At 43.6% G+C, this 22,381-nt stretch carries 25 protein-coding genes and 1 pseudogene; 17 read left to right on the top strand and 9 right to left on the bottom strand.

The window, feature by feature from the left end:
* Positions 1 to 121 precede the first annotated feature (121 nt).
* From QZT26_RS00910 to QZT26_RS00850, 13 genes and pseudogenes are all read left to right on the top strand, one after another.
* On the top strand, positions 122 to 415 hold the full coding sequence (locus QZT26_RS00910) for a CBS domain-containing protein (protein ID WP_157820497.1): 294 nt from the start codon (positions 122 to 124) through the stop codon (positions 413 to 415).
* Positions 416 to 522: 107 nt separating this feature from the next.
* Positions 523 to 681 (top strand): rubredoxin, encoded by a 159-nt coding sequence (rd, locus tag QZT26_RS00905; RefSeq protein ID WP_099325003.1) that lies wholly within the window; start codon positions 523 to 525, stop codon positions 679 to 681.
* Between the two features lie 108 nt (positions 682 to 789).
* Positions 790 to 1,137 carry a cupin domain-containing protein gene (locus QZT26_RS00900; RefSeq protein WP_099325004.1) on the top strand — a complete coding sequence of 116 codons (348 nt, stop codon included), beginning with the start codon at positions 790 to 792 and terminating at the stop codon, positions 1,135 to 1,137.
* A 99-nt stretch (positions 1,138 to 1,236) separates the two neighbouring features.
* Entirely contained in the window at positions 1,237 to 2,445 is a 1,209-nt protein-coding gene (locus QZT26_RS00895; RefSeq protein ID WP_099325005.1) for an NAD(P)/FAD-dependent oxidoreductase, read from the top strand.
* 33 nt (positions 2,446 to 2,478) lie between these two features.
* Positions 2,479 to 2,601 (top strand): hypothetical protein, encoded by a 123-nt coding sequence (locus QZT26_RS00890; RefSeq protein ID WP_261341090.1) that lies wholly within the window; start codon positions 2,479 to 2,481, stop codon positions 2,599 to 2,601.
* 312 nt (positions 2,602 to 2,913) lie between these two features.
* Positions 2,914 to 3,300 (top strand): VOC family protein, encoded by a 387-nt coding sequence (locus QZT26_RS00885; RefSeq protein WP_197705384.1) that lies wholly within the window; start codon positions 2,914 to 2,916, stop codon positions 3,298 to 3,300.
* A 382-nt stretch (positions 3,301 to 3,682) separates the two neighbouring features.
* Positions 3,683 to 3,835, top strand: coding sequence for a hypothetical protein (locus tag QZT26_RS00880; protein ID WP_164994409.1), 153 nt, complete (start codon positions 3,683 to 3,685; stop codon positions 3,833 to 3,835).
* Between the two features lie 207 nt (positions 3,836 to 4,042).
* Entirely contained in the window at positions 4,043 to 4,432 is a 390-nt protein-coding gene (locus QZT26_RS00875; RefSeq protein WP_197705385.1) for a DoxX family protein, read from the top strand.
* Between the two features lie 218 nt (positions 4,433 to 4,650).
* Positions 4,651 to 5,874 (top strand): MFS transporter, encoded by a 1,224-nt coding sequence (locus tag QZT26_RS00870; RefSeq protein ID WP_099325008.1) that lies wholly within the window; start codon positions 4,651 to 4,653, stop codon positions 5,872 to 5,874.
* Complete coding sequence (locus tag QZT26_RS00865; protein ID WP_099325009.1) at positions 5,874 to 6,470, top strand: arylamine N-acetyltransferase; 597 nt, start codon at positions 5,874 to 5,876, stop codon at positions 6,468 to 6,470. The genes QZT26_RS00870 and QZT26_RS00865 overlap by 1 nt, the downstream gene beginning before the upstream one ends.
* 32 nt (positions 6,471 to 6,502) lie before the next feature.
* Complete coding sequence (locus tag QZT26_RS00860) at positions 6,503 to 6,859, top strand: VOC family protein (RefSeq protein WP_295100048.1); 357 nt, start codon at positions 6,503 to 6,505, stop codon at positions 6,857 to 6,859.
* Positions 6,860 to 6,981: 122 nt separating this feature from the next.
* Entirely contained in the window at positions 6,982 to 7,353 is a 372-nt protein-coding gene (locus QZT26_RS00855; RefSeq protein ID WP_099325010.1) for a pyridoxamine 5'-phosphate oxidase family protein, read from the top strand.
* Between the two features lie 183 nt (positions 7,354 to 7,536).
* Positions 7,537 to 7,671: pseudogene (locus QZT26_RS00850) on the top strand (rubredoxin); the annotation flags it as partial.
* 134 nt (positions 7,672 to 7,805) lie between these two features.
* On the opposite strand, the gene QZT26_RS00845 reads toward QZT26_RS00850, so the two are convergent.
* The 6 genes from QZT26_RS00845 to QZT26_RS00820 form a co-directional block, all read right to left on the bottom strand.
* Positions 7,806 to 8,651: an ABC transporter permease gene (locus QZT26_RS00845; RefSeq protein WP_295100046.1), complete on the bottom strand. Its 846-nt coding sequence runs from the start codon at positions 8,649 to 8,651 to the stop codon at positions 7,806 to 7,808.
* Positions 8,585 to 9,448 carry a molybdate ABC transporter substrate-binding protein gene (modA, locus tag QZT26_RS00840; RefSeq protein WP_099325012.1) on the bottom strand — a complete coding sequence of 288 codons (864 nt, stop codon included), beginning with the start codon at positions 9,446 to 9,448 and terminating at the stop codon, positions 8,585 to 8,587. Before modA ends, QZT26_RS00845 begins: the two co-directional genes overlap by 67 nt.
* 77 nt (positions 9,449 to 9,525) lie before the next feature.
* Positions 9,526 to 10,986 carry a porin gene (locus QZT26_RS00835; protein WP_230405721.1) on the bottom strand — a complete coding sequence of 487 codons (1,461 nt, stop codon included), beginning with the start codon at positions 10,984 to 10,986 and terminating at the stop codon, positions 9,526 to 9,528.
* 104 nt (positions 10,987 to 11,090) lie between these two features.
* On the bottom strand, positions 11,091 to 11,960 hold the full coding sequence (locus QZT26_RS00830) for an ATP-binding cassette domain-containing protein (protein ID WP_099325013.1): 870 nt from the start codon (positions 11,958 to 11,960) through the stop codon (positions 11,091 to 11,093).
* A 20-nt stretch (positions 11,961 to 11,980) separates the two neighbouring features.
* A complete protein-coding gene (locus QZT26_RS00825) occupies positions 11,981 to 12,397 on the bottom strand; it encodes a TOBE domain-containing protein (RefSeq protein ID WP_099325014.1) in 417 nt (138 codons plus the stop codon).
* A 2-nt stretch (positions 12,398 to 12,399) separates the two neighbouring features.
* Positions 12,400 to 12,732, bottom strand: coding sequence for a LysR family transcriptional regulator (locus tag QZT26_RS00820; RefSeq protein WP_099325015.1), 333 nt, complete (start codon positions 12,730 to 12,732; stop codon positions 12,400 to 12,402).
* A 491-nt stretch (positions 12,733 to 13,223) separates the two neighbouring features.
* On the opposite strand from QZT26_RS00820, the gene QZT26_RS00815 reads away from it, so the two are divergent.
* Positions 13,224 to 13,967, top strand: a complete 744-nt coding sequence (locus QZT26_RS00815; protein ID WP_099325016.1) for a biotin--[acetyl-CoA-carboxylase] ligase — start codon at positions 13,224 to 13,226, stop codon at positions 13,965 to 13,967.
* A gap of 8 nt (positions 13,968 to 13,975) precedes the next feature.
* On the opposite strand, the gene QZT26_RS00810 is transcribed toward QZT26_RS00815, so the two are convergent.
* From QZT26_RS00810 to QZT26_RS00800, 3 genes are read right to left on the bottom strand one after another with little or no spacing between them, the layout of a single operon-like run.
* Complete coding sequence (locus tag QZT26_RS00810) at positions 13,976 to 15,793, bottom strand: biotin/lipoyl-containing protein (protein WP_164994408.1); 1,818 nt, start codon at positions 15,791 to 15,793, stop codon at positions 13,976 to 13,978.
* A 25-nt stretch (positions 15,794 to 15,818) separates the two neighbouring features.
* Entirely contained in the window at positions 15,819 to 16,946 is a 1,128-nt protein-coding gene (locus QZT26_RS00805) for a sodium ion-translocating decarboxylase subunit beta (RefSeq protein ID WP_099325018.1), read from the bottom strand.
* Positions 16,947 to 16,985: 39 nt separating this feature from the next.
* Positions 16,986 to 17,261, bottom strand: a complete 276-nt coding sequence (locus QZT26_RS00800) for an OadG family protein (RefSeq protein ID WP_099325019.1) — start codon at positions 17,259 to 17,261, stop codon at positions 16,986 to 16,988.
* A 734-nt stretch (positions 17,262 to 17,995) separates the two neighbouring features.
* Here QZT26_RS00800 and QZT26_RS00795 point away from each other — a divergent pair.
* The 3 genes from QZT26_RS00795 (at position 17,996) to QZT26_RS00785 (ending at position 22,351) form a co-directional block, all read left to right on the top strand.
* On the top strand, positions 17,996 to 20,443 hold the full coding sequence (locus tag QZT26_RS00795; RefSeq protein WP_295100038.1) for an ATP-binding protein: 2,448 nt from the start codon (positions 17,996 to 17,998) through the stop codon (positions 20,441 to 20,443).
* A gap of 55 nt (positions 20,444 to 20,498) precedes the next feature.
* Positions 20,499 to 20,933 carry a response regulator gene (locus QZT26_RS00790; protein WP_099325021.1) on the top strand — a complete coding sequence of 145 codons (435 nt, stop codon included), beginning with the start codon at positions 20,499 to 20,501 and terminating at the stop codon, positions 20,931 to 20,933.
* 356 nt (positions 20,934 to 21,289) lie between these two features.
* Complete coding sequence (locus tag QZT26_RS00785) at positions 21,290 to 22,351, top strand: HD domain-containing phosphohydrolase (RefSeq protein WP_164994406.1); 1,062 nt, start codon at positions 21,290 to 21,292, stop codon at positions 22,349 to 22,351.
* The last annotated feature ends 30 nt before the right edge of the window (positions 22,352 to 22,381 follow it).

Here is a 22,381-nt window from a genome sequence, read left to right as displayed (position 1 = left end):
CTCATGGTTATCGGATCATTCTGCCGTTGATAGCTGCGGTAAACGTCAGCACGATTCAGTATATACCTTGGGATTGACGTTCAAGGGTATACGTCTGCAACGATGGCGTGACGTTGACGTTTTGGAAACAATTACGGTTGACAATGTCATGGAGACGGAGATCGACACTTTGCGGGAATCTGATTCGTTGACAGTGGCAATCGATTTACTTATGCGTAAACGATATCACGGCTTACCAGTGCTCAATGACGATGGTGAATTGACTGGCATTATCACCGTGCAAGATATTGATCACATACAGAGTGACGGTAGTGATATGATGCACACCATAGGTTTGCTGCGCAATACCGGTATTGCACGCACCTACGATCTGGCAGTAACCCGCCGTGCTGCAATTCGGCATAGTGCTTATTAAGTGCGACTAAGGGAGTTTGATTATGCAGAAATTTTTAAATCGAATCAATGATATACCATCGTCGTTTTGATTACTTTACGAAGAATGCATAAGGAGAATGTAAAACAATGGAAAGATACAAATGTATAATTTGTGGATATATCTACGACCCTAAATTTGGTGATCCTGACCATGGAATTAATCCTGGCACAAGCTTTCAGAATTTACCTGATGATTGGGTCTGTCCTCTGTGTGGCGCTCCAAAGGAACAGTTTGAACAAATTTGAAATTTTTGATTGAATGAGTAAAAAGGGTATTTCCTTTGTTTTTCTCAAAGCAAGGTTTTGGCGTATTTATCAGTTACTATAATAACGGATTCACAAGGAAACAGACGTATGGATCAGGATAAGAAACATGCTCATATCACAACACTTGGATCTAAACCTGCACGATTAATTGATTTGATAAATTACCAGGATTGCTCAGTGGTGAGCCGGGAGATCATGACTAAAAAGACAGGAACTATAACGGTGTTCGCCTTTGATGAAGGGCAGGGGTTGAGTGAACATACCGCGCCATTCGATGCCTTAGTTTATCTTCTTGAGGGTGAAGTGGAAATTGTTATATCTGGCAATCCCCTTCGCCTGAAAGAGGGCGAAATTGTTATCATGCCAGCCAACCAACCACATGCGCTGAAAGCAATAAAAAAATTTAAGATGCTGCTGACTATGATAAGGTCTTAATTTCATTGCCCAGTGATACTGTATAATGGGCAAGGGTGGATTAAGGCCGATAGGCCGAATCCACCGGAATAATTTTAGATTTATTCGAAGGTATCAGTCATGGAATCCAAAAAAAATATCGTTGTCGTGGGAGCAGGCTACGGAGGAATTACGTCTGTATTGCGATTAGCAAGGTTGTTCCGTAAGCACCCCGAATATCAAATACACCTTATAGATAGAAATCCCTATCATACGCTCAAGACACAATTACACGAGGCCGCCGTGCGAAAAAGGGAGGTATCTATTCCTATTAATCGCATTATACAAGGGAGAAACATTATCTTTCATCTTGGAGAAGTAACCAGGATTGATGCGAAAGAACATATCGTTTACATGGAAGGCGGGGCTTTACCCTTTCATTACTTGGTAATTGCACTTGGAAGTCAGGTAAATTTCCATAACATCCCTGGATTACAGGAAAATTCTTTCTCGCTTCAGACATTGAGAGACGCCCAACAAATCTATGCACATATTGATAAACTATGTGCACGTGCGGCATCAGAACCGAACGAGGAACTACGAAGAGATATGCTTCGGTTTGTCATTGGCGGTGGTGGTTTATCGGGGATAGAATTTGCCGCTGAACTTGCCGACTATACTGTTCATTGCACCCATAACTGTCACGTGAATTCTAATGAGGTTGAAATTATCATCGTAGAATCTGGTGACCACATAGTGCCAAGAATGGAGGCATCCTTTGCGACACGTATTCATAAAAAACTCCTTGAGAAAGGTGTAAAAATCATAACAAGAACAAAAATCATTAGTCGGACATCAGACACTACAACTCTTTCATCGGGTGAAGTGGTGAAAACGAAAACGGTGATTTGGACGGGAGGCACTCGTATTCATGAACTCATTGGAGAAAGTGGAATGAAAATCGGACAATCAGGACGTATTGTTGTTGATGAGTTTCTTCAGGTAGAAGGTTATCCTTTCATTTATGCCATTGGTGATAATGCCCTTGCAATAAATCCCTACTCAAAACAACCTGTTCCCGCTGCTGCCCAGTTTGCATTACAGCAAGGACGATTGGTAGCATACAATGTCTACGCGGATATTTTTAGGGGCATGAGAAAACCATATCACCCAAAAGTTCTGGGTGAAGTCGTCAGCCTGGGAAGACATCTTGCCGTTGGATGGTTCGCACTCCCCTTACTGAAGAAAATTACCTTTGTTGGTTTTTTGGGAAGTCTTCTTAAAACAGCAATTCAGGAAAAACACATCTTTCTCTTAAGAAAAGAGAGTAGAAACTGGATAACATATTAACAAATTTGCTTTCATAATAATGAAAGTATTAAGGTGACAGTTGTTGAACTTCTCTATCAAATCCTTCCTCCCTTGGATAAAGATATGGCATTGCTCGTCCAGAAACACGTTCGGATGATGGAAAATCTTTTGAGGGAAATGGCGGTGGTGCCGTGACAAAAGTTATCATAGGCAAACAACTGCTACCGGCAGATATATACTGTAAGAGTTCACAAATAGGGATTTCTAAAATTAGATTTAACCTCTGTAAACATAATCTGTAAACATAAATAGTTATAGCATTTTTGTAATCACATTTTGTGAACTCCTTGAGTATAATTATTCTTCCCATTATGAATTGCCTTAGGTTCTACGGCAATCAAAATAATTAAGTGAAAGGCCATTGAAAGTCAGGCGATGGTCACGAACAGTTGAGATCCTGACATAAACTTGTGTGACGGGGTCTCCTGTCGCAAAAAAGGAGTTAGAATGATGTTCAAGAGAGTCGACCATGTGGAAATTGTACCAGGGAATGCGGAAAAGACCATAGACTTCTATGTAGACATTCTTGGCTTTAGAATCAGGAGTCGTAAGGAAATGAAAATGCCGCCCATGAAAGAGATTGTTTATATTGAACTTGGCGATACGGTGCTTGAAATCATCTCCGTGGACGATCCCAAGCCGAAATCCAATAACCCCTGGGAGGTAGGATACAGAGGCATTGCCCTCGAGGTGGACGATATGGCAATGACGGTGGATTATCTGAAGGGCAAAGGGATAGCCATAGCCCAAGAGCCAGTAGACCTGGGCAATTCGTTCCGTGGAGAGATAAGAGACCCGGATGGGCTTATTATAGAACTCCGGCAGTGGAAGTAGCAGAACGACGCCCATTAACGACCGGACGGTTTCAGCGGACAGGATGTCGTTGATGAGCCGGAGCGTTAGGCACAAGTAAAGTAACTATTCAGCGTAATTTATTAAACTACCGGAGATCAGAACGCAATTGCACTGGAAATTTTGTTTCCAGTGAGGGTCTGATTTGATAAATTACAAACTGTCTTAACCCTGTGATTTTATCCCCTATCTATCAGCAAACAGGCGAGAAACCGGAGTTTCTCGAACAAATGCGCATTCCCAAACAGATACTTCACTATGTTCTGTACAAGGTTTGGGAACGAGCCGTGTATCGTTTACGCTGAATAGTTACCAAGGAAATGCGATTGTGATAAGAGACTAAAAACATGAGGAGGTTTTACAGATGATCTCAGACAAGATGATGCAGCTTCTTAAATGTGAGGGTATAGTCGCAATAGTGACCATGGGCGGCGACGGTCCGCATGTGGTAAATACCTGGAATAGCTACATAGACGTCACCCTAGACGGGTATCTTTTGCTCCCTGTTGGAGGGTAAGAGCTATGGAGGACTTTATACTAAAAACTATTACCAATCCAGCGATTATTTTCTTGATACCAGCCTACTCAATTTCTTCTCACAACTGCCGTCCCCCAACTGGAACTTTCACTCAAGAGCAAGAAACTAAGGTAAAAATCTAGCTGGTCAAATTCTATAATATCACAGGCTTAAACAAATAACATTAACGCATCAGGAGGGATAAAAATGCAAAAGTATGGCTCTTTATTATCACGTTTATTAATATCGGCGATTTTCATATTTGCTGGATTGGGAAAAATCTTTGATCCGACATCAACTATGGGTTACATGAAATCAACTGGAATGCCCGCAGTGAGATTTTTTCTGGTAATGGCAATTATTTTTGAACTGGCAGGAGGGATTTCAGTGCTGATCGGATACAAAGCAAGATTAGGCGCACTTGGATTGATTGTATTTTTAATTCCTGTAACGTTGATTTTTCATAACAATTTCAGTGATCAGACGCAGTTAATCATGTTTATGAAAAACATGGCCATTTTGGGCGCACTCATTGCCATTGCGATAAACGGGCCAGGTGGCATGAGTTTAGACGGACGAAAACCGGCTTTATCATAGTTGCTTTTACTTAGACAGTAAAGCACTTTAAGAATATAAGCCCGTTTACACATTGCTGTCTTCGGTACCGGGTTCCTGGTCAAAGGCACGGGACCTTCGTGAAAACCGGCGAGCGATTTGCCATCGTAAAGAAGCGTCTTTCTTGGGCAAAAGCGGCAATGGAGATAACGATACTCTCCGTTACGCAGACATTGTAAACATAAGGAGCAATAAATTAGATGCAGCTCGAAACGCCTTCCGCAACCATAGAGCACTCCGCTCGAACGGTGTTCCCAATTCTGATTGCCATCGGTTTTTCGCATTTGTTGAACGATACGATTCAATCGTTGATTCCGGCCATTTACCCCATCGTCAAGGAATCGTTTCATTTGACTTTCGCGCAAGTCGGATTGATTACACTCACTTTTCAAATGACCGCTTCGTTGTTGCAGCCAGTGGTCGGATTTTACACAGATCGAAATCCGAAACCCTTCTCACTGGCCATAGGAATGTCGTTCACGTTGTTTGGGTTGATCTGCCTTGCGTTCGCCTCTGGTTTTCCCTGGTTGCTTTTTTCAGTCGGACTGGTTGGTTTGGGTTCGTCGATCTTCCATCCCGAATCTTCGCGCATCGCTTACATGGCATCGGGTGGCCGGCACGGATTTGCCCAATCGCTTTTTCAAGTCGGAGGAAATGCGGGAAGTGCGATCGGCCCGTTATGCGCCGCGTTGATTATTGCGGGACATGGACAGCGCAATATACTTTGGTTTTCACTTGCGGCAATTGTGGGAATCGCAGTCCTATACAAAGTCGGACAATGGTATCAAACTCATCATCACAGGATCGTCGGCGCAACAAAACACCCGCTTCGAAATGCTTCGTTGAGTTCAACAAAAATCGCGATGTCTCTGTTTATCCTAATTGCTCTGATTTTTTCAAAATATTTTTATTTGACCAGCCTCACGAGTTATTACACGTTTTATCTGATCCACACATTTCACGTCTCAGTGGCCAGCGCACAGGTTCATCTGTTCTTGTTTCTGTTTGCAGTCGCGGCGGGAACATTTATCGGCGGGCCGTTGGGTGATCGGTTCGGGCGTAAATACGTGATCTGGATTTCTATTCTTGGCGTGTCTCCGTTCACGATTGCTCTGCCTTACGCGAATCTGATGTGGACTTCAATTCTTACTGTGCCGATAGGCGTCATTTTGGCATCGGCGTTTTCTGCCATCCTGGTTTATGCGCAGAATTTGCTGCCGGGAAAGATCGGAATGGTTGCGGGACTGTTTTTCGGTCTGGCCTTCGGCATGGCGGGCATCGGTTCAGCCATTTTGGGGAAGTTGGCCGATCTAACCAGTATTTCTTACGTCTTTCACGTTTGTTCCTATTTACCGCTGATCGGTCTGTTGACCGGCTTTTTGCCTAATATTGAGATAAGCGGTGATATTTCACAGGAGGAATAATGATGACTATTTTAGCGAAGATTGATGCACGCAGGGCGTTTGAGTTATTGGCGGATCCGGAAACACTGCTCGTTTGCGCTTACGAAGGAGACGAAGAATTCCAGCAGCACCACCTGGAGGGTGCGATCTCGCTGCACGACTTTTTGTCGCGAAAGGAGTCGTTGCGGAAGGGCCAGCCGATCATCTTTTACTGTGCCTGCCCACATGACGAAACAGCAAATGGCCAGGCGAGTAAGTATCAGAACGAAGGCTTCACGAATGTGAATGTCCTAGAAGGTGGAGTACACGTCTGGAAAGAGGCGGGCTGTACGGTTGCGATGTCTATGCCCCCAACCGAAATCGATCTCGACGCTTATTTCGCTCGCATCCGTTACGCCGGGCCGCGAAAACCGACGCTCGCCTTGCTTCATGCCATCGTTGCCCATCACGTCGCCGCAATCCCGTTCGAGAACCTCGACGTGCTGCTGAGCTGGCCCATCCTGCTGGAACCCGCTTCGCTCCAAAAAAAATTGATTCACGACCGCCGCGGTGGATACTGCTTCGAACAAAACGTGCTTTTTCTGCTTCTTGACACCCCCCAAGACAGAAGGAGATAGCACGATGTTCAAGAGAGTCGATCATGTAGAAATTGTACCAAAGGAATGCGGAAAAGACCATTGACTTCTATGTAGACGTTCTTGGCTTTAGCATCAGGAGTCGTAATGAAATGAAAATACCGCCCATGAAAGAGATTGTTTATATTGAACTTGGCGATACGGTCATTGAGATTCTCCACGTAGATGATCTCAGGCCAAAATCCGGAAATCCCTGGGAGATAGGATATAGGGGCATTGCCATTGAGGTGGACGATATGGCAACGGCGATGGATTATCTGAAGGGCAAAGGGATAGCCATCGCCCAGGAGCCAATAGACCTGGGCAATTCGTTCCGTGGAGAAATAAGAGACCAGGATGGACTTATTATAGAACTCCGGCTGTGGAAGTAGCAAAACGACGCACATTAACGACCGGCCGGTTCCAGCGGACAGGATGCCGTTGATGAGCCGGAGCGTCAGGCACAAGGAAATGCGATTGTGATAAGATACTTAAAAATAAGGAGGTTTTACAGATGATCCCAGACAAAATGATGCAGATTCTTAAATGTGAGGGTGTAGTCGCAATAGTGACCATGGGCGGCGATGGTCCGCATGTGGTAAATACCTGGAATAGCTACATAGATGTCACCCGAGATGAACATCTGTTGATCCCGGTTGGCGGCATGATACGGACAGAGGCCAATGTGGAGAAAAATAACAATATTCTTTTAACCCTTGGAAGCCGAGAGGTACAGGGATTCCGCGGTCCAGGTGCTGGGTTCCTGATCAAAGGCACGGCGACCTTCATAAAATCTGGCGGACAATTTGACATCGTAAAAAAGCGATTCTCCTGGGTAAGGGCAGCTATGGAGATAACAATCCTCTCTGCCACGCAGACATTGTAAAAACAGAGTTTGGCGTGTGAGATTAAAAAGGCGCTATCTTTATTGCAAAAGATGCGAACGATTCTTCGTAAGGCATGACAACTACTCAGCGATAAAATGCATCTGGAATAGGCCAATATGAGGGGCATGGCCGCCTGGATTGGATTGGAGGAATAACTATGGAGTAGTACCAGATGCTTTGCTTGTGGATATGTCTATGACCCAAAATCTGGCGATCCTGACTATGAAATTACTCCTGCCACCCGTTTTCATAATCTACCTGATGATTGGGTCTGTCCGGAATGTGGGGCGCCAAAAGAACAATTTGAAAAAATTTAAAATCATCGAAAAAAGGTAACACTTTAGTTCTATGAAAAAAAACGCTCGTTCCCAAACAGATACTTCACTATGTTCAGTACAAGGTTTGGGAACTAGCCGTGTATCGTTTACGCTGAATAGTTACAGAAAATATACTATTTCCAATCATAGGGCATCTTTCTTAACAACAGCCTTGTGCCGTACAACACCCCGATACCTGTTCCAATAAGGATAAAAATGAGAATTACGGTTCTTTCGATATCTGCATTGGAAAGACTCATAAATATTGCTATAGGAATCGTTTCTGTTTTCATTGCCATTGAGCCTGCAATGGTGATAGTTGCACCAAATTCTCCAAGCGCCTTTGCCCATGTTAAAATAGCGCCGGCAATAATGCCACGTTTGCTCAGGGGAAGCGTGACCGTTAAAAATGATTTTAGCGGCGATGCGCCAAGCGAACTGGCAACATCCTCGTACTTGCCGGGTATTTCGTCCATCGCAGCCTTTATTAGCCGCGTTGCAATTCCGGCAGTAGTGATAAATTGGGCAAGGATAATCCCCGGGAAGGCAAACACGAACTGCACTCCGTGTTGCTGCAGCCAGCTTCCGGCAGGGTTGCTGAAAAAAATGAGAAGCATGGCGCCCAGCGCAGCAGGAGAAACAATCATTGGAAGTTCGAGCATCGTATCTATAATGCCTTTTCCGGGAAAATGACACCGCGACAATGCATAGGCGGAGGGGATGGCAATGAACAAAGAAATTAATGTCGCGATGGTAGCCGCTGACACGCTGAGGCGAATGGAATAAAAAGTTCTCTCATTAAAAAGCGTCTCTGCAAAAAGGGATCCCCTGAAAAAGTAGGCAAGTGATACAATAAGCCCGGCATAGAGGAAAAACGAGCAGAAAGCAAACATTATACAAAGTCTTTTAAATCTCATTTCCCGGTCGTCCATTCTGCCGGAACGGCATATTCGCCGCCAACAGGCTTTTGACCTATCCATGCAAAGGCTTCCTGTTCCGATGAAAAATATTGATACTCTTTGAATATTGATCGTACTTCTTCAGAAAGGATGAAATCAACAAACTGCTCAGCAAGCACTTTGTTTTTAGTAAAGGTGGAGACCGCGATAGGTATATAACCCACACGCACAACTTCATCGCTCTTTAGGGGAATTGTTTCAACTGTCTCCGGGTTCCAGTGCTGAAAAACACTCCACCCTATTACCGCATCCACCTGTTTTAAAGAGACAACCGTCAGTGTTTTTGCGCAACTCTCCGTATAATTTACAATGTTTTTTTTAAAATCTTTTTTCTGCTTTTTTGTGAAATTCTTTTCAATTATTTCCACTGCATACGCTCCGACACACACACCCTCCGGATTTGCTATGGCTACTTTAATACCGGGATGCGCCAAATCTTCCAGGCCTTTAATATGCTTCGGGTTGCCTTTTTGCACATTTATTGCAGGGACAAGATACACAACAATCCTTTCAGTTTCAGGATATACATAGCCTTCCCTTTTTGCCTTTTCCATATAGTCTGATGAACCCGGGAAATAAATATCTCCTTTCTTTGCCAATATCATCTGCGAGAGAATATATCCCGAACCACCAAATACTACCTCTACCCTAACACCCGTCTTTTTTTCAAACAGCTTCACCGCCTCCTCGGTCGGCGGCTTGCTTGCAGCGCCTACGAAAAGCAGAAGCCGTTCACCGTTTTCAGACAGAACTTCTGTTGCTACGAAAAATATTGCCACAGAAAAAACGGCACCGGCAAGAAATAGTCTGGATACCATAAGTTAACTCCTTGTTATATTATTAAATGAGGTTAATAAATTTTGTTCTATTACACTAAAACGTAATCGCCCTTATACTAAAATGCAATTTCGTACTGTAATCTGTACTTGTTTTCTCTTTTATCCTGTTCGTCGCCTTGCTCAGTGATAAAAGTGCCAAAATCGGCCTGTATTTTTGACCGATGACCACGGAAATAATAATTTATTCCCGCTGTATACTCCCTTTGAATATCGTTTGATACATCATCATCCGGGTCAACCATGGAATAGCGTGCCGCTATCTCAAGTTTTTTTGGTATAACAAAATAACCGGCCTGTGTAAAAAATCCGTCTGACCCCACGGAATCCCCGCCGCCATCAGACTCAGGATTTTCTGTCATCATATAGTATTCGCTATCCCATGCAATGCCCTTATACCTTAAGCCGAAATCAATCACACCTACTATTATATCCGTATCATCGCGTTTTACATCCCTCTTCTTTCCATTAAAGGCTACGGATGATCCAAAAGTAGCTTTAAGGGTTTTGGAATATCCAATGTCCGTTCCGTCGTAGTAATTAAATTTTCCAAACGGATTATATCTCAGGCTCAACACGGACATGATTTCGTTATCGAGATTTTCGTCTTTTCCTGTAATCCTTTTTGAGGGATTATCACCGGCCCCCTGAAATACTGCGGCATGGTATTCAATGTGTCCGTCAAACGGTCTTCCGTAAATATCCAGGCCATAGTCACGGTACTGGCCAAAGGCATCACTGGCAATGGCTCTATCCTGAAACAACAGTCTTTGCGAGGAGACAACCATTTCTCTGTTAAACGGTACTTTAAAATATCCAATTTTTGCGTTCAATTCTTTATAAGGCGTCCAGTACAAGTAGAAATCCCTTAATTGAACATCGAAGCTATCCGCATCTATAGCCCAGTAATAATTAATCGTTTTGCTATAGATGTTTCCCCCCATATAGATTCTTGCCCGGCGGACATCAATATTTTGAGTATCTACACCCCCGAAATCTCCGTCCTTGTCATTATACTGATACCTCATCTGCAATCTGCCGCCTATGTTTAGCGAATAATCGCCGCTGTGCGACCGAATACTTAGTGCATAGCTACTATCATCAGGCGTGTAGAATATATCACATATATCTGCTTCTGTCCTGCTCCTCTCCAATAATGGAATGTCTGGCAGGCCAATCCCCAATTTCTCGCGCACCTCATCCGAGGACAGATAGTTCTCAACCTCATGCTTTACTTCATCTTTTATTTCTTCTGTTGCAATTACCACGGGTTTTTCACTTATAGACTCTACACGACTTTTCAATTCTTTGATTTGCTCCTGCTGGCTCAATGCTATGATTTCCATCTGTTTCAACATTTTTTGCTGTATTGAAAACGCCTCCTCCATTTGTTTCAATTGCCCTTTTAATTCCTCCAGTTCGTCACCATATGCCATGCAAGGCCGCATCGTATTGACTACTAAAACACTACATACTATTAATAAACGCCAAAGTACACGTTTAAATTTTCTGCCAAACACAAAAACCCTCCTTTCTAAAAAAAACTGCAAAAATAAATCACATCGGCGCTTCCGAAATACGATATATCATATTTGACATAACGATAATGAAAATTTACACTTTTTTATAGCGGCTTGAACAAGACAACATCTGAAGACTTTGCCCCAATAATAACGTCATCTCCAATTTTTAAGTTTAATCTTTGCACCTCTTCGGTATCGATGAGTGTTTTAAAATATTGCTCCGCGTGCAAAACAGTAACTATTGTCATGATAGTATCGTGTTCGGTACCGACGACTTTACCTGCCAGCTGTATCCGCGTACTGAGCCTTTTCCCCAAAAAAACTTCTTCCGGAGTCCCCTGCTTTATTACACTGCCGGAATGTATCACAACAACGTTGTCTGCCATTTTATAGGTTTCCGGAATATCATGTGTTACATACAGGGTTGTTACCTTAAGCTGGCGCAGGATACGCTTCAGATCATCCTGCAATTGCCTGCGCGTCTGCCAATCCACGGCGGAAAGCGGTTCGTCCATTAACAAAATATCGGGTTCTCTTGCCAGCGCCCTTATAAGCGCTACTCTTTGTTTTTGTCCGCCTGACAATTGAGACGGATAATAATGCTCGTAACCGGAAAGCCCGACAAGTGCAAGCAGGTCTTTTACTTTATCCCCCTCATGCCTTTTTTTTGCCCCATATAATACATTCTTTTCAACCGTCAGGTGCGGAAACAATGCATAATCCTGAAAGACAAAGCCAACCGACCGGTATTGTGGGGGAAGGTTTATATTGTTTTGCTTGTCAAACCAGACGTCGTTTCCGTTTTGAATGCTGCCATTATCCGCCGTTGACAGTCCGGAGACAAAACGCAATATGCTCGACTTTCCTGCGCCTGACGGACCAAATAAAACGGTGACCTCCCCCGTGGATATTTTAAATGCAGCATCGAGTTGAAAGGAATGCCATTTTTTCTGAAGGTTGACAACTAACAATTGCGTGCTTCTCCATTCATTTAGATGCCCTTTTTGTTTTTAAATAAAATCAATTCGGTTGATTTGATAATTGCTGTTATTTCTTCTCCTGTTTGCATATTCATTTCTTCTAATGAAGCATTGGTGACAATTGCGCAGAGCGTGTCTCCCTGGGATTCAAAAATAACCTTTGACAGCACATCGCCCCGGAGAATGGTTACAACAACTCCTGTTATAAAATTTCTGGCGCTCAACATGCCTCGAAATGCCTTTGCCAGTATCAGGTCTGTGCTTTTCATAAGCACACTGATAGCATCCCCCTCGAAAATATTCATATCGTCGCAAGAGGCTGTAGTGATAACGGCGCTCAGAGGGATGTCTTTCCACATGATTTGAATATGGGTATGAATCCTGCCCTTATTGATTTTCATTATTTTGCCATTAAGTTTGCAGGCCATAGTTATTTTCCGAAAATGCGCTTAAATTCCTTTTCCGCTAAAGTGTTAAGCCTGTTTTTATAGGTATTAAAATTTATCATCAGCCTTTTCGCGTCCTCTGTCAGTACCGCGCCACCGCCGCCCTTTCCCCCCGTAGTAACTTTTAACAATTTAATCCCCAACACCTTTTCAGTAGCCCTTATTTTCCCCCATGCCGCACGATATGACATCCCCATCTCCTTTGCCGCGGCGTTAAGAGAACCAAGCCTGTCTACCGCCTCAAGCAGCAATCTCCTGCCTTCGGCAAATGCAACGCCATCCCCGCATTCCAGCCATATTTTTATTTTTGCCTTCATACATTACCCCTTCGGCGGCTTTCACGTACATATCCTTTGCGCGATTAGGTTGCAAATCTGAACCCGGCGAGTACATCATTTCGTTAAAATGTGTACGTAAAAAAATGTCCTTGCGAGGAGTGGAGCGACAAAGCAATCTCTTGTTCCCAAAAAACTTAAGATTGCTTCGCTGTCGTTTGCAATGACGGTATCAATGTAGATATTTTAATGAAACGTTATACTAGTCGCACTACTTGAGTTAATCCCGCAAGATGTAAATTCCTGTATATAAAATCTGATTACGCATTATGCCATAATAGACATAGCGATATCAATGATAATTTGTTTTTAGTGGGCATTGAGAATTGAATATTTTTCTTACTGCACAACATGCGTTGCACGGTTTTTAAAATAGATATTGCAGATACTCTGGCAAATACTATAATAATTTGATTATGCACGGATTTTCACCTGTAATTGCCATTGTTGACAATTTTTTCCCTTGCTAAACCATGATAAAATTTCTGGAACCTGAATGGCACGACAAATTATCATCTACCAACACCGTCCTTCTGCGCTGGCTTAAAAATGAAAAAGATATTCCCACAGGATTTGTATTGGCTGCCCTTGAGCAAACAGCCGGTCATGGTCGAAGCAATCATCATTGGCTTTCACAACCTGGAGAAGATCTCACCTTTTCCTTTCTTTTGTCTACCCGGCATGACCTTTCGGGGCTTGCTTCACTCTCCATGGCAATTTCACTGGGAATCGCTTCCGCCCTGGATACCTTTGGTTTCACGACACAAACGAAGTGGCCAAACGACCTTCTTGTGAGGGGTCGTAAAATCGGTGGAATTCTTTCCGAGGAGAGTGGCGTGAAACGCCCGAACGGGCATGCTGCCATCGTTGTTGGCGTGGGAGTCAATGTGAATATGCAGGAGCCGCAGGTTTCTTCTATGAAAAAACCCGCAACTTCTCTTCGCATAGAGACCGGCAAAAAACATCTCATCAGGGATGTTCTCAATATTATTCTTGAAATGCTGCCTCAGTGGATCGACCGTTGGGAAGCCGGCGGATTTCCAGCCATACGTAACGAATGGCTCGCGCGCTGCTGTTTCGTAGGAGAGCGTATAACCCTGGGAGAGGGAATGGAACAAAGGTCGGGTATCTTGACGGGATTCGGGGAGAAAGGGCAAATCATCCTTCGCGGTGATGATGGTTTATTGTGTGATGTTTGGGCGGGAGAAGTAGAATAACCCGCTTTTTAGTTTATAAACGCAAGCACCTGTCCGGTGACAATCTGGTCGCATTCTTTTACCTTTATATCTATTACTGTTCCCTCTGCAGGGCTTGAAACGTGTATTTCCATTTTCATTGCCTCAACAACTAAAATTGACTGCCCGGAATGAAGATAATCTCCGATCCTTGAGGTGAGCCGAATCACCTTCCCGGGCATTTGCGCTTTTACCGCAAGGCCTTCTTCCTTAATTTTCTTTACGCCTACAGCCGTTACTGCCTCCGGTGTTTTGTGAATTTCTACCTGATAGATTTTACCATTTACCTTTGCCTTGTTTCCTTCAATCGTAACCGAATACTCTTTTCCGTTCACCGTCAGCAGGTATTCCTGCGATCTGACTTGCCGGTTCTGTTCGTCATTGGCAACGATTTGTCCTCCCTTTTTCTCCACCAGGCGAATCCCCATCTCTGCTTTTCCCTTAAGGAATTTCAACCCCTTATCCGTGCATGTGGCAACGATGAAAATATTCTCATCCGTCTCTGCAATGCCCTCCTGTTTAAGTATTTCCCGGACATGTCTAACACTCTTTTTTGGATCCTCATCGTTTATTTCAAGCGGAGAACGCACGGTTGGTTCCAGCTTGAGTTGTTCTGCCGCTATTTTCACAATTTCCGGATCTGGCGGCACGGGGGTTTTCCCGAAATAACCCAGTACCATTTTGCCGTAGCCCGGGGCGATTTTCTGCCAGGGACCGAAAAGAACATTGTTAAATGCCTGTTGGAAGTAAAACTGAGAAACGGGAGTCACCGAGGTTCCGTATCCGCCCAATTTGACCACTTCGCTCATGGATTTGATCACCTCCGGATATTTATCCATAATGCCGTTATCGCGAAGCATTTGTGTATTTGCCGTAAGAGCGCCGCCGGGCATGGGACTCCATAAAATAAGCGGCTCTACAGATGTTGCCTCAGGGGGAAGAAAATAATCTTTCATACATTCCTTAAAAACCTCTTCCGCCTCGCGAACTTTGTCAATATTGACATCAAGATCATATCCGGTCCCACGCAGGGCATGCCACATGACCAAAATATCAGTCTGGCATGTACCACCGGAACAGGGCGACAGGGAAAGGTCGATAGCATCAGCGCCACCATCCAGGGCCGCCTTGTTGGCGCTCACGCCAATACCCGCGGTTTCGTGCGTATGAAAATGAATAAACATATCTTCCGGAAGTATTTTTCGCGCCCGTTTTATGGTCTCATACACCTTTGACGGCACGGCTGTGCCGGAAGCATCCTTAAAACACAAGGAGTGAAATGGTATTCCCTCGTCCAATATCTGACGCAGTATTCTAATATAAAAATCCGGGTCGTGCGCACCGGTGCATCCGGGCGGCAATTCCATCATTGTTATGCATATCTGGTGTTTCAGCCCCGCCTCAGCAATGCATTTACCGCTGAAAATAAGATTTCTCACATCATTGAGCGCATCGAAATTCCTGATTGTTGTAATACCGTGCTTTTTGAAAAGTTGGGCGTGCATCCGTATAATTTCACCAGATTGAGACTCCAGCCCCACGACATTGACGCCCCGGGACAGAGTCTGGAGATCTGCGCCATGGCCGGCGGTTTCGCGGAACGTATCCATCATGGCAAACGCATCTTCATTGCAATAGAAATACAGAGATTGAAAACGTGCGCCTCCTCCTGCTTCAAAATAGGAAATACCGGCGTCTCTTGCCGCCTCCAAAGCCGGAAGAAAATCCCTGGTAAGAACACGGGCGCCATACACGGATTGAAACCCGTCCCTGAATGCCGTACACATAAATTGAACTTTTTTCGTCATTTTGTATCTTTGCAACAGAAAAATATTATTTCACAAATATCGACCACAAGATACCGGCGGCAATCGCCGACCCAAGCACACCTGCAACATTTGGCGCCATTGCGTGCATAAGGAGGAAATTATGCGGGTCCTCCTTCTGCCCTACCATCTGCACCACGCGTGCTGAGTCAGGCACAGCGGATACGCCCGCTGCCCCAATGAGAGGGTTTATCTTATCCTTTAGAAAAAGATTCATGCATTTTGCAAAAACCACGCCGCCTGCCGTTGCTATACCAAAAGAAATGGCGCCCAATGCAAAAACGAGAAGGGATTGCGATGTTAAAAAGGTTTGTGCCTGCGCGCTTGCGCCCACTGAAAATCCGAGAATAATCGTCACAGTATCGATCATGGCGTTGCGTGCAGTGTTCGCCAATCGCTCTGTTACACAACTTTCCTTCAAAAGGTTGCCAAGGCAAAGCATGCCAATAAGCACTATTGAACCTGGCGCAATCAAAGCGGAAATCAGAAACACGGCAACGGGGAAAATAATTTTTTCCCTCTGTGATACATGCCGCGGTTCTTTCATACGAATGAGCCTCTCTTTTTTCGTGGTGAGCAATCTCATTATCGGAGGCTGAATAACCGGAACCAGTGCCATATAGGAATAGGCGGCAATCGCAATGGATCCCAACAAATGCGGCGCCAGCTTTGACGATAAAAATATTGCCGTAGGGCCATCCGCTCCGCCAATAATGCCAATAGCGCCCGACTCTGAGGGGCTAAACCCTAAATAGAGCGCGCCTATGAGGGTAAGAAAAATGCCTATCTGTGCCGCCGCCCCAAGCAACACAAGCTTTGGATTCGACAACATGGCGGAAAAATCAGTCATAGCACCGATCCCAAGGAAAATAAGCGGCGGATATATTCCTTTGCTTACCCCAAGGTAAAGAAAACTCAGAACACTCCCTTCCTGATATACGTTGAGCGCCATGCTGTCTATGGAGGGAATATTTCCCACTATCGCCCCAAATCCTATCGGCAAAAGCAGTAATGGCTCATAATCTTTAATAATTGCCAGACTTACAAAAAAAATCCCGACAATGATCATGAGGGCATTGCCCCACGTCATCATTGCAAATCCTGTTGTCTTAAGAAATTCGAAGAGAATCTCCATTAAGCCCTCCCAAAAAAAGACCGGAGATAACACATTTTACTAAAATGATTCTTTGCCAACCATACTGCCGCCCGCTTCACTATGCAGGGCAAAGCCGATTGCCGCAAGCGCCTCGTCTTCAGGCGCTGAGTAAAATGCCGGTATATGATGCGAAGTTTCTTCCGCAGGAAGTATGCTGGCAAATATTCTTAAAAAAATGGGAAGGAGATAAATAAAAAAACTGGTTATCGCGAGTGCGGCAAACACAATCAGCATACCGCTGATTGTGATCATAATTCCTTGTCCGTTGACTATATTTTGAACCCCTGAATTCATAGTTGTTTTCCCCGTTCTTATTTTTAAGATATGTTATGGGTTGACTTTAAAATTTTAATATCCTATATTTTTTTTTAGTAAGATGCAATTATTTTTTAAGGTTTCCCTGTCAGTATCCGTCAAATCTTCTGTTACAAAGTTCCTTTTAACACTATGGTTGCTTTTATTCCTGGTTCTACTCACAAAAATCATATCGCTTATGATATTAATTGGTTACGCTTTCGATACGGGTATCTTTGGCGATACCTTTTTGGGGTTTAACAGATGATTTATCTATTTTCTGTTTAAAGTGGGATGTTTCGGTTTTAGTTTATGGTAAAGCATTATGTTGTTTTTACGTTTGGCGAATCGGAAAAACGGTAGAAATGTGTTATTCAGCAAGGTATAATTTTTTTGCTTATCGCCTGCATAACAAATTCATTTATATACTGTTACCTTTCATGATAAAATATTGCGTTTACGGGATATCCATAATTATTGTACTCTTTTCTTTAACGGGTCGTAGTTAACGTAATTGCATTGGAAGCTCTTGCTTCCCTTTCGCAAGAATTATTCGGGTCAAAATAGGCCTTTGAATATCCTGGATAACCCGGTTTCATTCTTTTTTCCATTCGAAGCCAGAGCTTGGGAACGAGGACGATAGTGTTACACGTTTAAAAATGTTTCCTTAGCAGGTATTCATGGGTAAAAGCCTTTTTATGTAAGTTTTTTACACACACTGGACAAGGGTTTTTATGAAAAATGTACTTGGTGTTTTAGGGAAAAAGCTGCTTCTGTATTTTGTAAGCATATCCCTTATTCCCGCAACACTGTTGTGTTGCATTCACTATCTGCACAACAAAAAACTACTGGAGACAGAGTTATTTAATGAAATGTCGCTGGTGGGCGCATCTCTGTCGGAACACATCAATGCCTTTTTAGTTTACGGCGAGAATTCGGCAAAACACTATGCCTCCGATGGTTTTATCAGAGAACATCTCGAAAGCATTAACGATGATACGGAAAATACTGTGGCTATCCAGGCGCTGAACAAATATCTGCAATACAAGACCAGCCTCGAACCAAGATTTCGTGAGACCTTTACGACAAATACAAAGGGCATAGCAGTGGCGTCCAGCAATGCGCAGCGTGTTGGTATGGATATGTCGCAAGACCTTTCTGCCTTAAAAACAAAAGGCGGGACGTTCGTAAAGGATGTTTATCCGTGCGACATTACAGGGGAATACTGTTTAACCTTTTGCTCTTCCGTTATAAATAAGGATACAAACGAATTTTTAGGCATGATCGGGATACGCATACTTGCCGCTGAACTGGAAAGTATCACTGTGGGCGCAAAACAAGAGGCATCTGCCTTATTACTTCCTGCGCATACGCCGACGATGTATAGTGAGGGAAAAACAAACATAGTGACGGAAGAACCTTGTTTTAACGCGCAAGATGCTGATACTTCATATAAAAGAAATCATACGATAAGACCTCCTCTTGAATTAACCACACTGACACGCCGAGGCGAAACAAGCGAGGCATATCTTGTCAATAAACAAAGGCTAATGCTAACCTCCTCCCGGTTCATAGATAATGTCCTGTTGAGACAGGCGGTGGACACCTTGCCCGTCAATGTTTTAATAAGCGAAGGCAGGGAGATGGCAGGCATCTATAATGATTACATGGGAACGCCTGTCATCGGCGTTTCAAAATATATAAAACCCATGGGCTGGATATTGCTTGTGGAAGCGGATATCGCAGAGGCGTTTAAGCCTGTATACAGGGCAAGAAACTACTCTATAGTTATTATAGTGACCAGCGTGTTTGTTATTTCCGTCGTAGCATTTTTCATATCCGGCAGGATTGTCAATCCCTTAAAATCATTGATGACAGCAATGGGCAAGGTATCAAAAGGCGATATAGGGCATCACATACGCGTTACGTCAAAGGATGAGCTCGGAGAACTCGCGAAGGGATTTAATCGTATGACGACAGATTTGATAAAGGCGCGGGATGAATTGCGAGATCTTTTTGATGCGGCTAACGATCCCATGGTCACATTGAAAGAGGGCAATATGGTCAACAATATGAATAGCAGGGTCTCTGAGTTATTTGGCTACACGCAAAAAGATTTGCTCTCTAAGAAAATCGTCAGTATCATCAGAAAGGAAGATGTTCCCATAGTTGAAGAGTCACTTGATAACGCATGGCGGTTAAAACCAGGAGAAAAATATCCTATGTTTGAGGTGGGCGTTATGAAAAAGGACGGGAATGTGCTGGTTTGCGAACTGGATTTAAACCGGACACAATTTGGAATTCAACCCCATTTCAGGAATATAACAAAGAGAAAATTACTGGAGCGAAGGATACTGGAAGAAAAACAAAAACTTGAAGCATCAAACACCCGCCTTCAATCCCTGCTGGCAGAACTGGAACGGACACAGATGCAGTTGCTGCAATCCGAAAAAATGGCTTCCCTTGGTCAATTGGCGGCAGGCATTGCCCATGAAATAAACAATCCGGTCGGCTATATCTCCAGCAATCTGGAATGGATGCATAATAAATTTGCCGTCATCAAGGCGATGCTGGAGGAGTTGAAGATAGAATCAAAGCCACAAAGCCGCCCATGGGATAATAGGAAAAACATTGCCTCTCACATGGAGAAAAGCATAAACGAATCCATGGAGGGTACAAGGAGGATTCAGAGCATTGTTAACTCACTCCGTATTTTCTCTCACAGGTCAGAAGATAAACCGGAACCGGCTGATATTAATGCGGAGATAGAAAGCGCCCTGAATATCATCCGGAACGAGATTAAGTACAAAGCCACATTGATTAAGTCTTACGGAGATATCCCCCCGATACCTTGCAACCGGCGCCAATTAGGGCAGGTCTTTATGAATATCATCCTGAATGCGGCACAGGCTTTGAAGGAAATGGGGGAGATAAGAATAGCAACGTATAGAAAAGACTATTTTATCTTTATTGTGATTAGCGATAACGGCCCTGGCATACCGGAGCAAGATCTTCCAAAAATATTTGAACCCTTTTTTACCACCAAAGAACCAGGCATGGGAACGGGACTGGGGCTTTCCATTGCTTACAACATAATAGCGAGCCACAATGGCACAATAGAGGTTGACAGCAAAGTAAATACAGGAACAACATTTACGATAAAGCTGCCTGTTACCATATAATACAGTCGGCAAATTGCAGACTGCGGATTGTAAAATTTTTTTCTGAGGGACGCAAATGAAGCAAAAGACAATACTTATTGTTGATGATGAAAAAAACATCCTTGCGACATTAAAAAGAATCCTGGAAGAAGAGAAGGAAGGTTACAGGGTATTTTTCGCAGATAGCGGAATAAAGGGACTGGAAATTCTTAAGTGTGAAAATATACATCTGATAATCACCAATTACAGGATGCCAGGCATGGACGGCTTACAGGTTCTGAAAAGGGCTACGATGCTTTCGCCGGATGCGGTTAAGTTTATGTTAACCGGATATGCTGACCTGGATGTTGTTATGAAAGCAAAAAACGAGGGTGGTGTATACCGGTTCTTCACAAAACCATGGAGCAATAACGAAATATTAGGTGCCGTAAAACAGGCTTTTTGTAATTTTGACACATGCAATAACCTGGAATTTGGTACGGACAATAACCTGGCATTTGGTACGGAATAAAAGTAACTATTCAGCGTAAACGATACACGGCTCGTTCCCAAACTCCAGTTTGGGAATGCATTTGTTCGAGAAACTCCGGTTTCTCGCCTGTTTGCTGATAGATAGGGAATAAAATCACAGGGTTAAGACAGTTTGTAATTTGTCAAGTCTGACACGCACTGGAAACAAAGTTTCCAGTGCAATTGTGTTCCCAAACTGTGGTTTGGTAACGAGTTGCGCTCTGATCTCCGGTAGTTTAATAAATTACGCTGAATAGTTACGAATAAAAAATGAAAGAGTCCTGCTCTTTATTTACAAGTCTGAATGAAAACGCCATTCCCGTGTAAGGAGGAATGGCCAATGAGGGGTGCCCTAAGATGAAACAAAACACAATACTTATTGTAGACGACGAAGAAAATATACTTAATTCTTTAGGCAGGTTGCTGGATGATCTGGGCTGCACGGTTTTTTTTGCATATGACGGCAAGAAGGGTTTGGAGATAATAAAGGATAAAGATATTCACATGGTGATATCCGATTACAGGATGCCCGGCATGGATGGCATAAAATTTCTTGATGAGGTCAAAAAGATTTCGCCGGGAACTATCCGGCTCATGCTGACAGGATACGCCGATATTGATCTGGCAATAAAGGCAATAAACGAAGGCGAGGTTTACCGGTTTATTACAAAACCATGGAACAATATCGAACTTTTGGTCACAGTAAATCAGGGCCTGGAATATTTCAACATGCAAAGAGAACTGTGCCGGTTGAACAAACTCATACAGTCTCAAAATGAAGCGCTTAAAGAATGGAACTCAAAACTCGAACAAAAGGTGTCGGAACAAACAAAATATATACAGGATTTCTTTCTGGAGTCCATTAAGTCCCTTGTAGTTGCGCTGGAAGTAAAGGATAAATATACAGAAGGACATTCAAGGCGCGTCTCTGAATATGCCACATACATTTGCCGGAAGATGTCACTGCCGGAAGCATTTATAGAGGACGTAAAACTGGGGAGTTTATTGCATGATATCGGGAAAATAGGCATCAAAGAATCTATCTTAGGCAAAAACACCGGTTTGACGAAAGAAGAATACGAGCATATTAAAACCCACCCATCCATCGGAGAGCGTATCTTAACACCCATTATCAAAAACAGTACTGTCATTAATATTATCAGATATCACCATGAGCATTTAGACGGCAATGGCTACCCTGATGGACTGAAAGGTGCCGTAATCCCTCTGGAAGCCAGGATAGTCGCTGTTGCGGATGCACATGATGCATTACTGTCAGAACGTCCTTATCGTAAAGCCAGAGACCCATTAAGCGCCAAGAAAGAATTGGTAAAATGTGCCGATATACAGTTTGATTCAAAGGTAGTTGAAATTCTCACATCAAACGAACACAATGTGACGGACAGCCCGTTCAGGTGAATCATTTTTTTAAAAACCCTTATAAAAGAC

This window comes from uncultured Candidatus Kuenenia sp. (assembly GCF_900696675.1).
GTDB lineage: Bacteria > Planctomycetota > Brocadiia > Brocadiales > Brocadiaceae > Kuenenia > Kuenenia stuttgartiensis_A.
The sequence above is the reverse complement of the archived record's forward strand: the minus strand, read 5'-3'. Positions and strand labels throughout refer to the sequence as shown.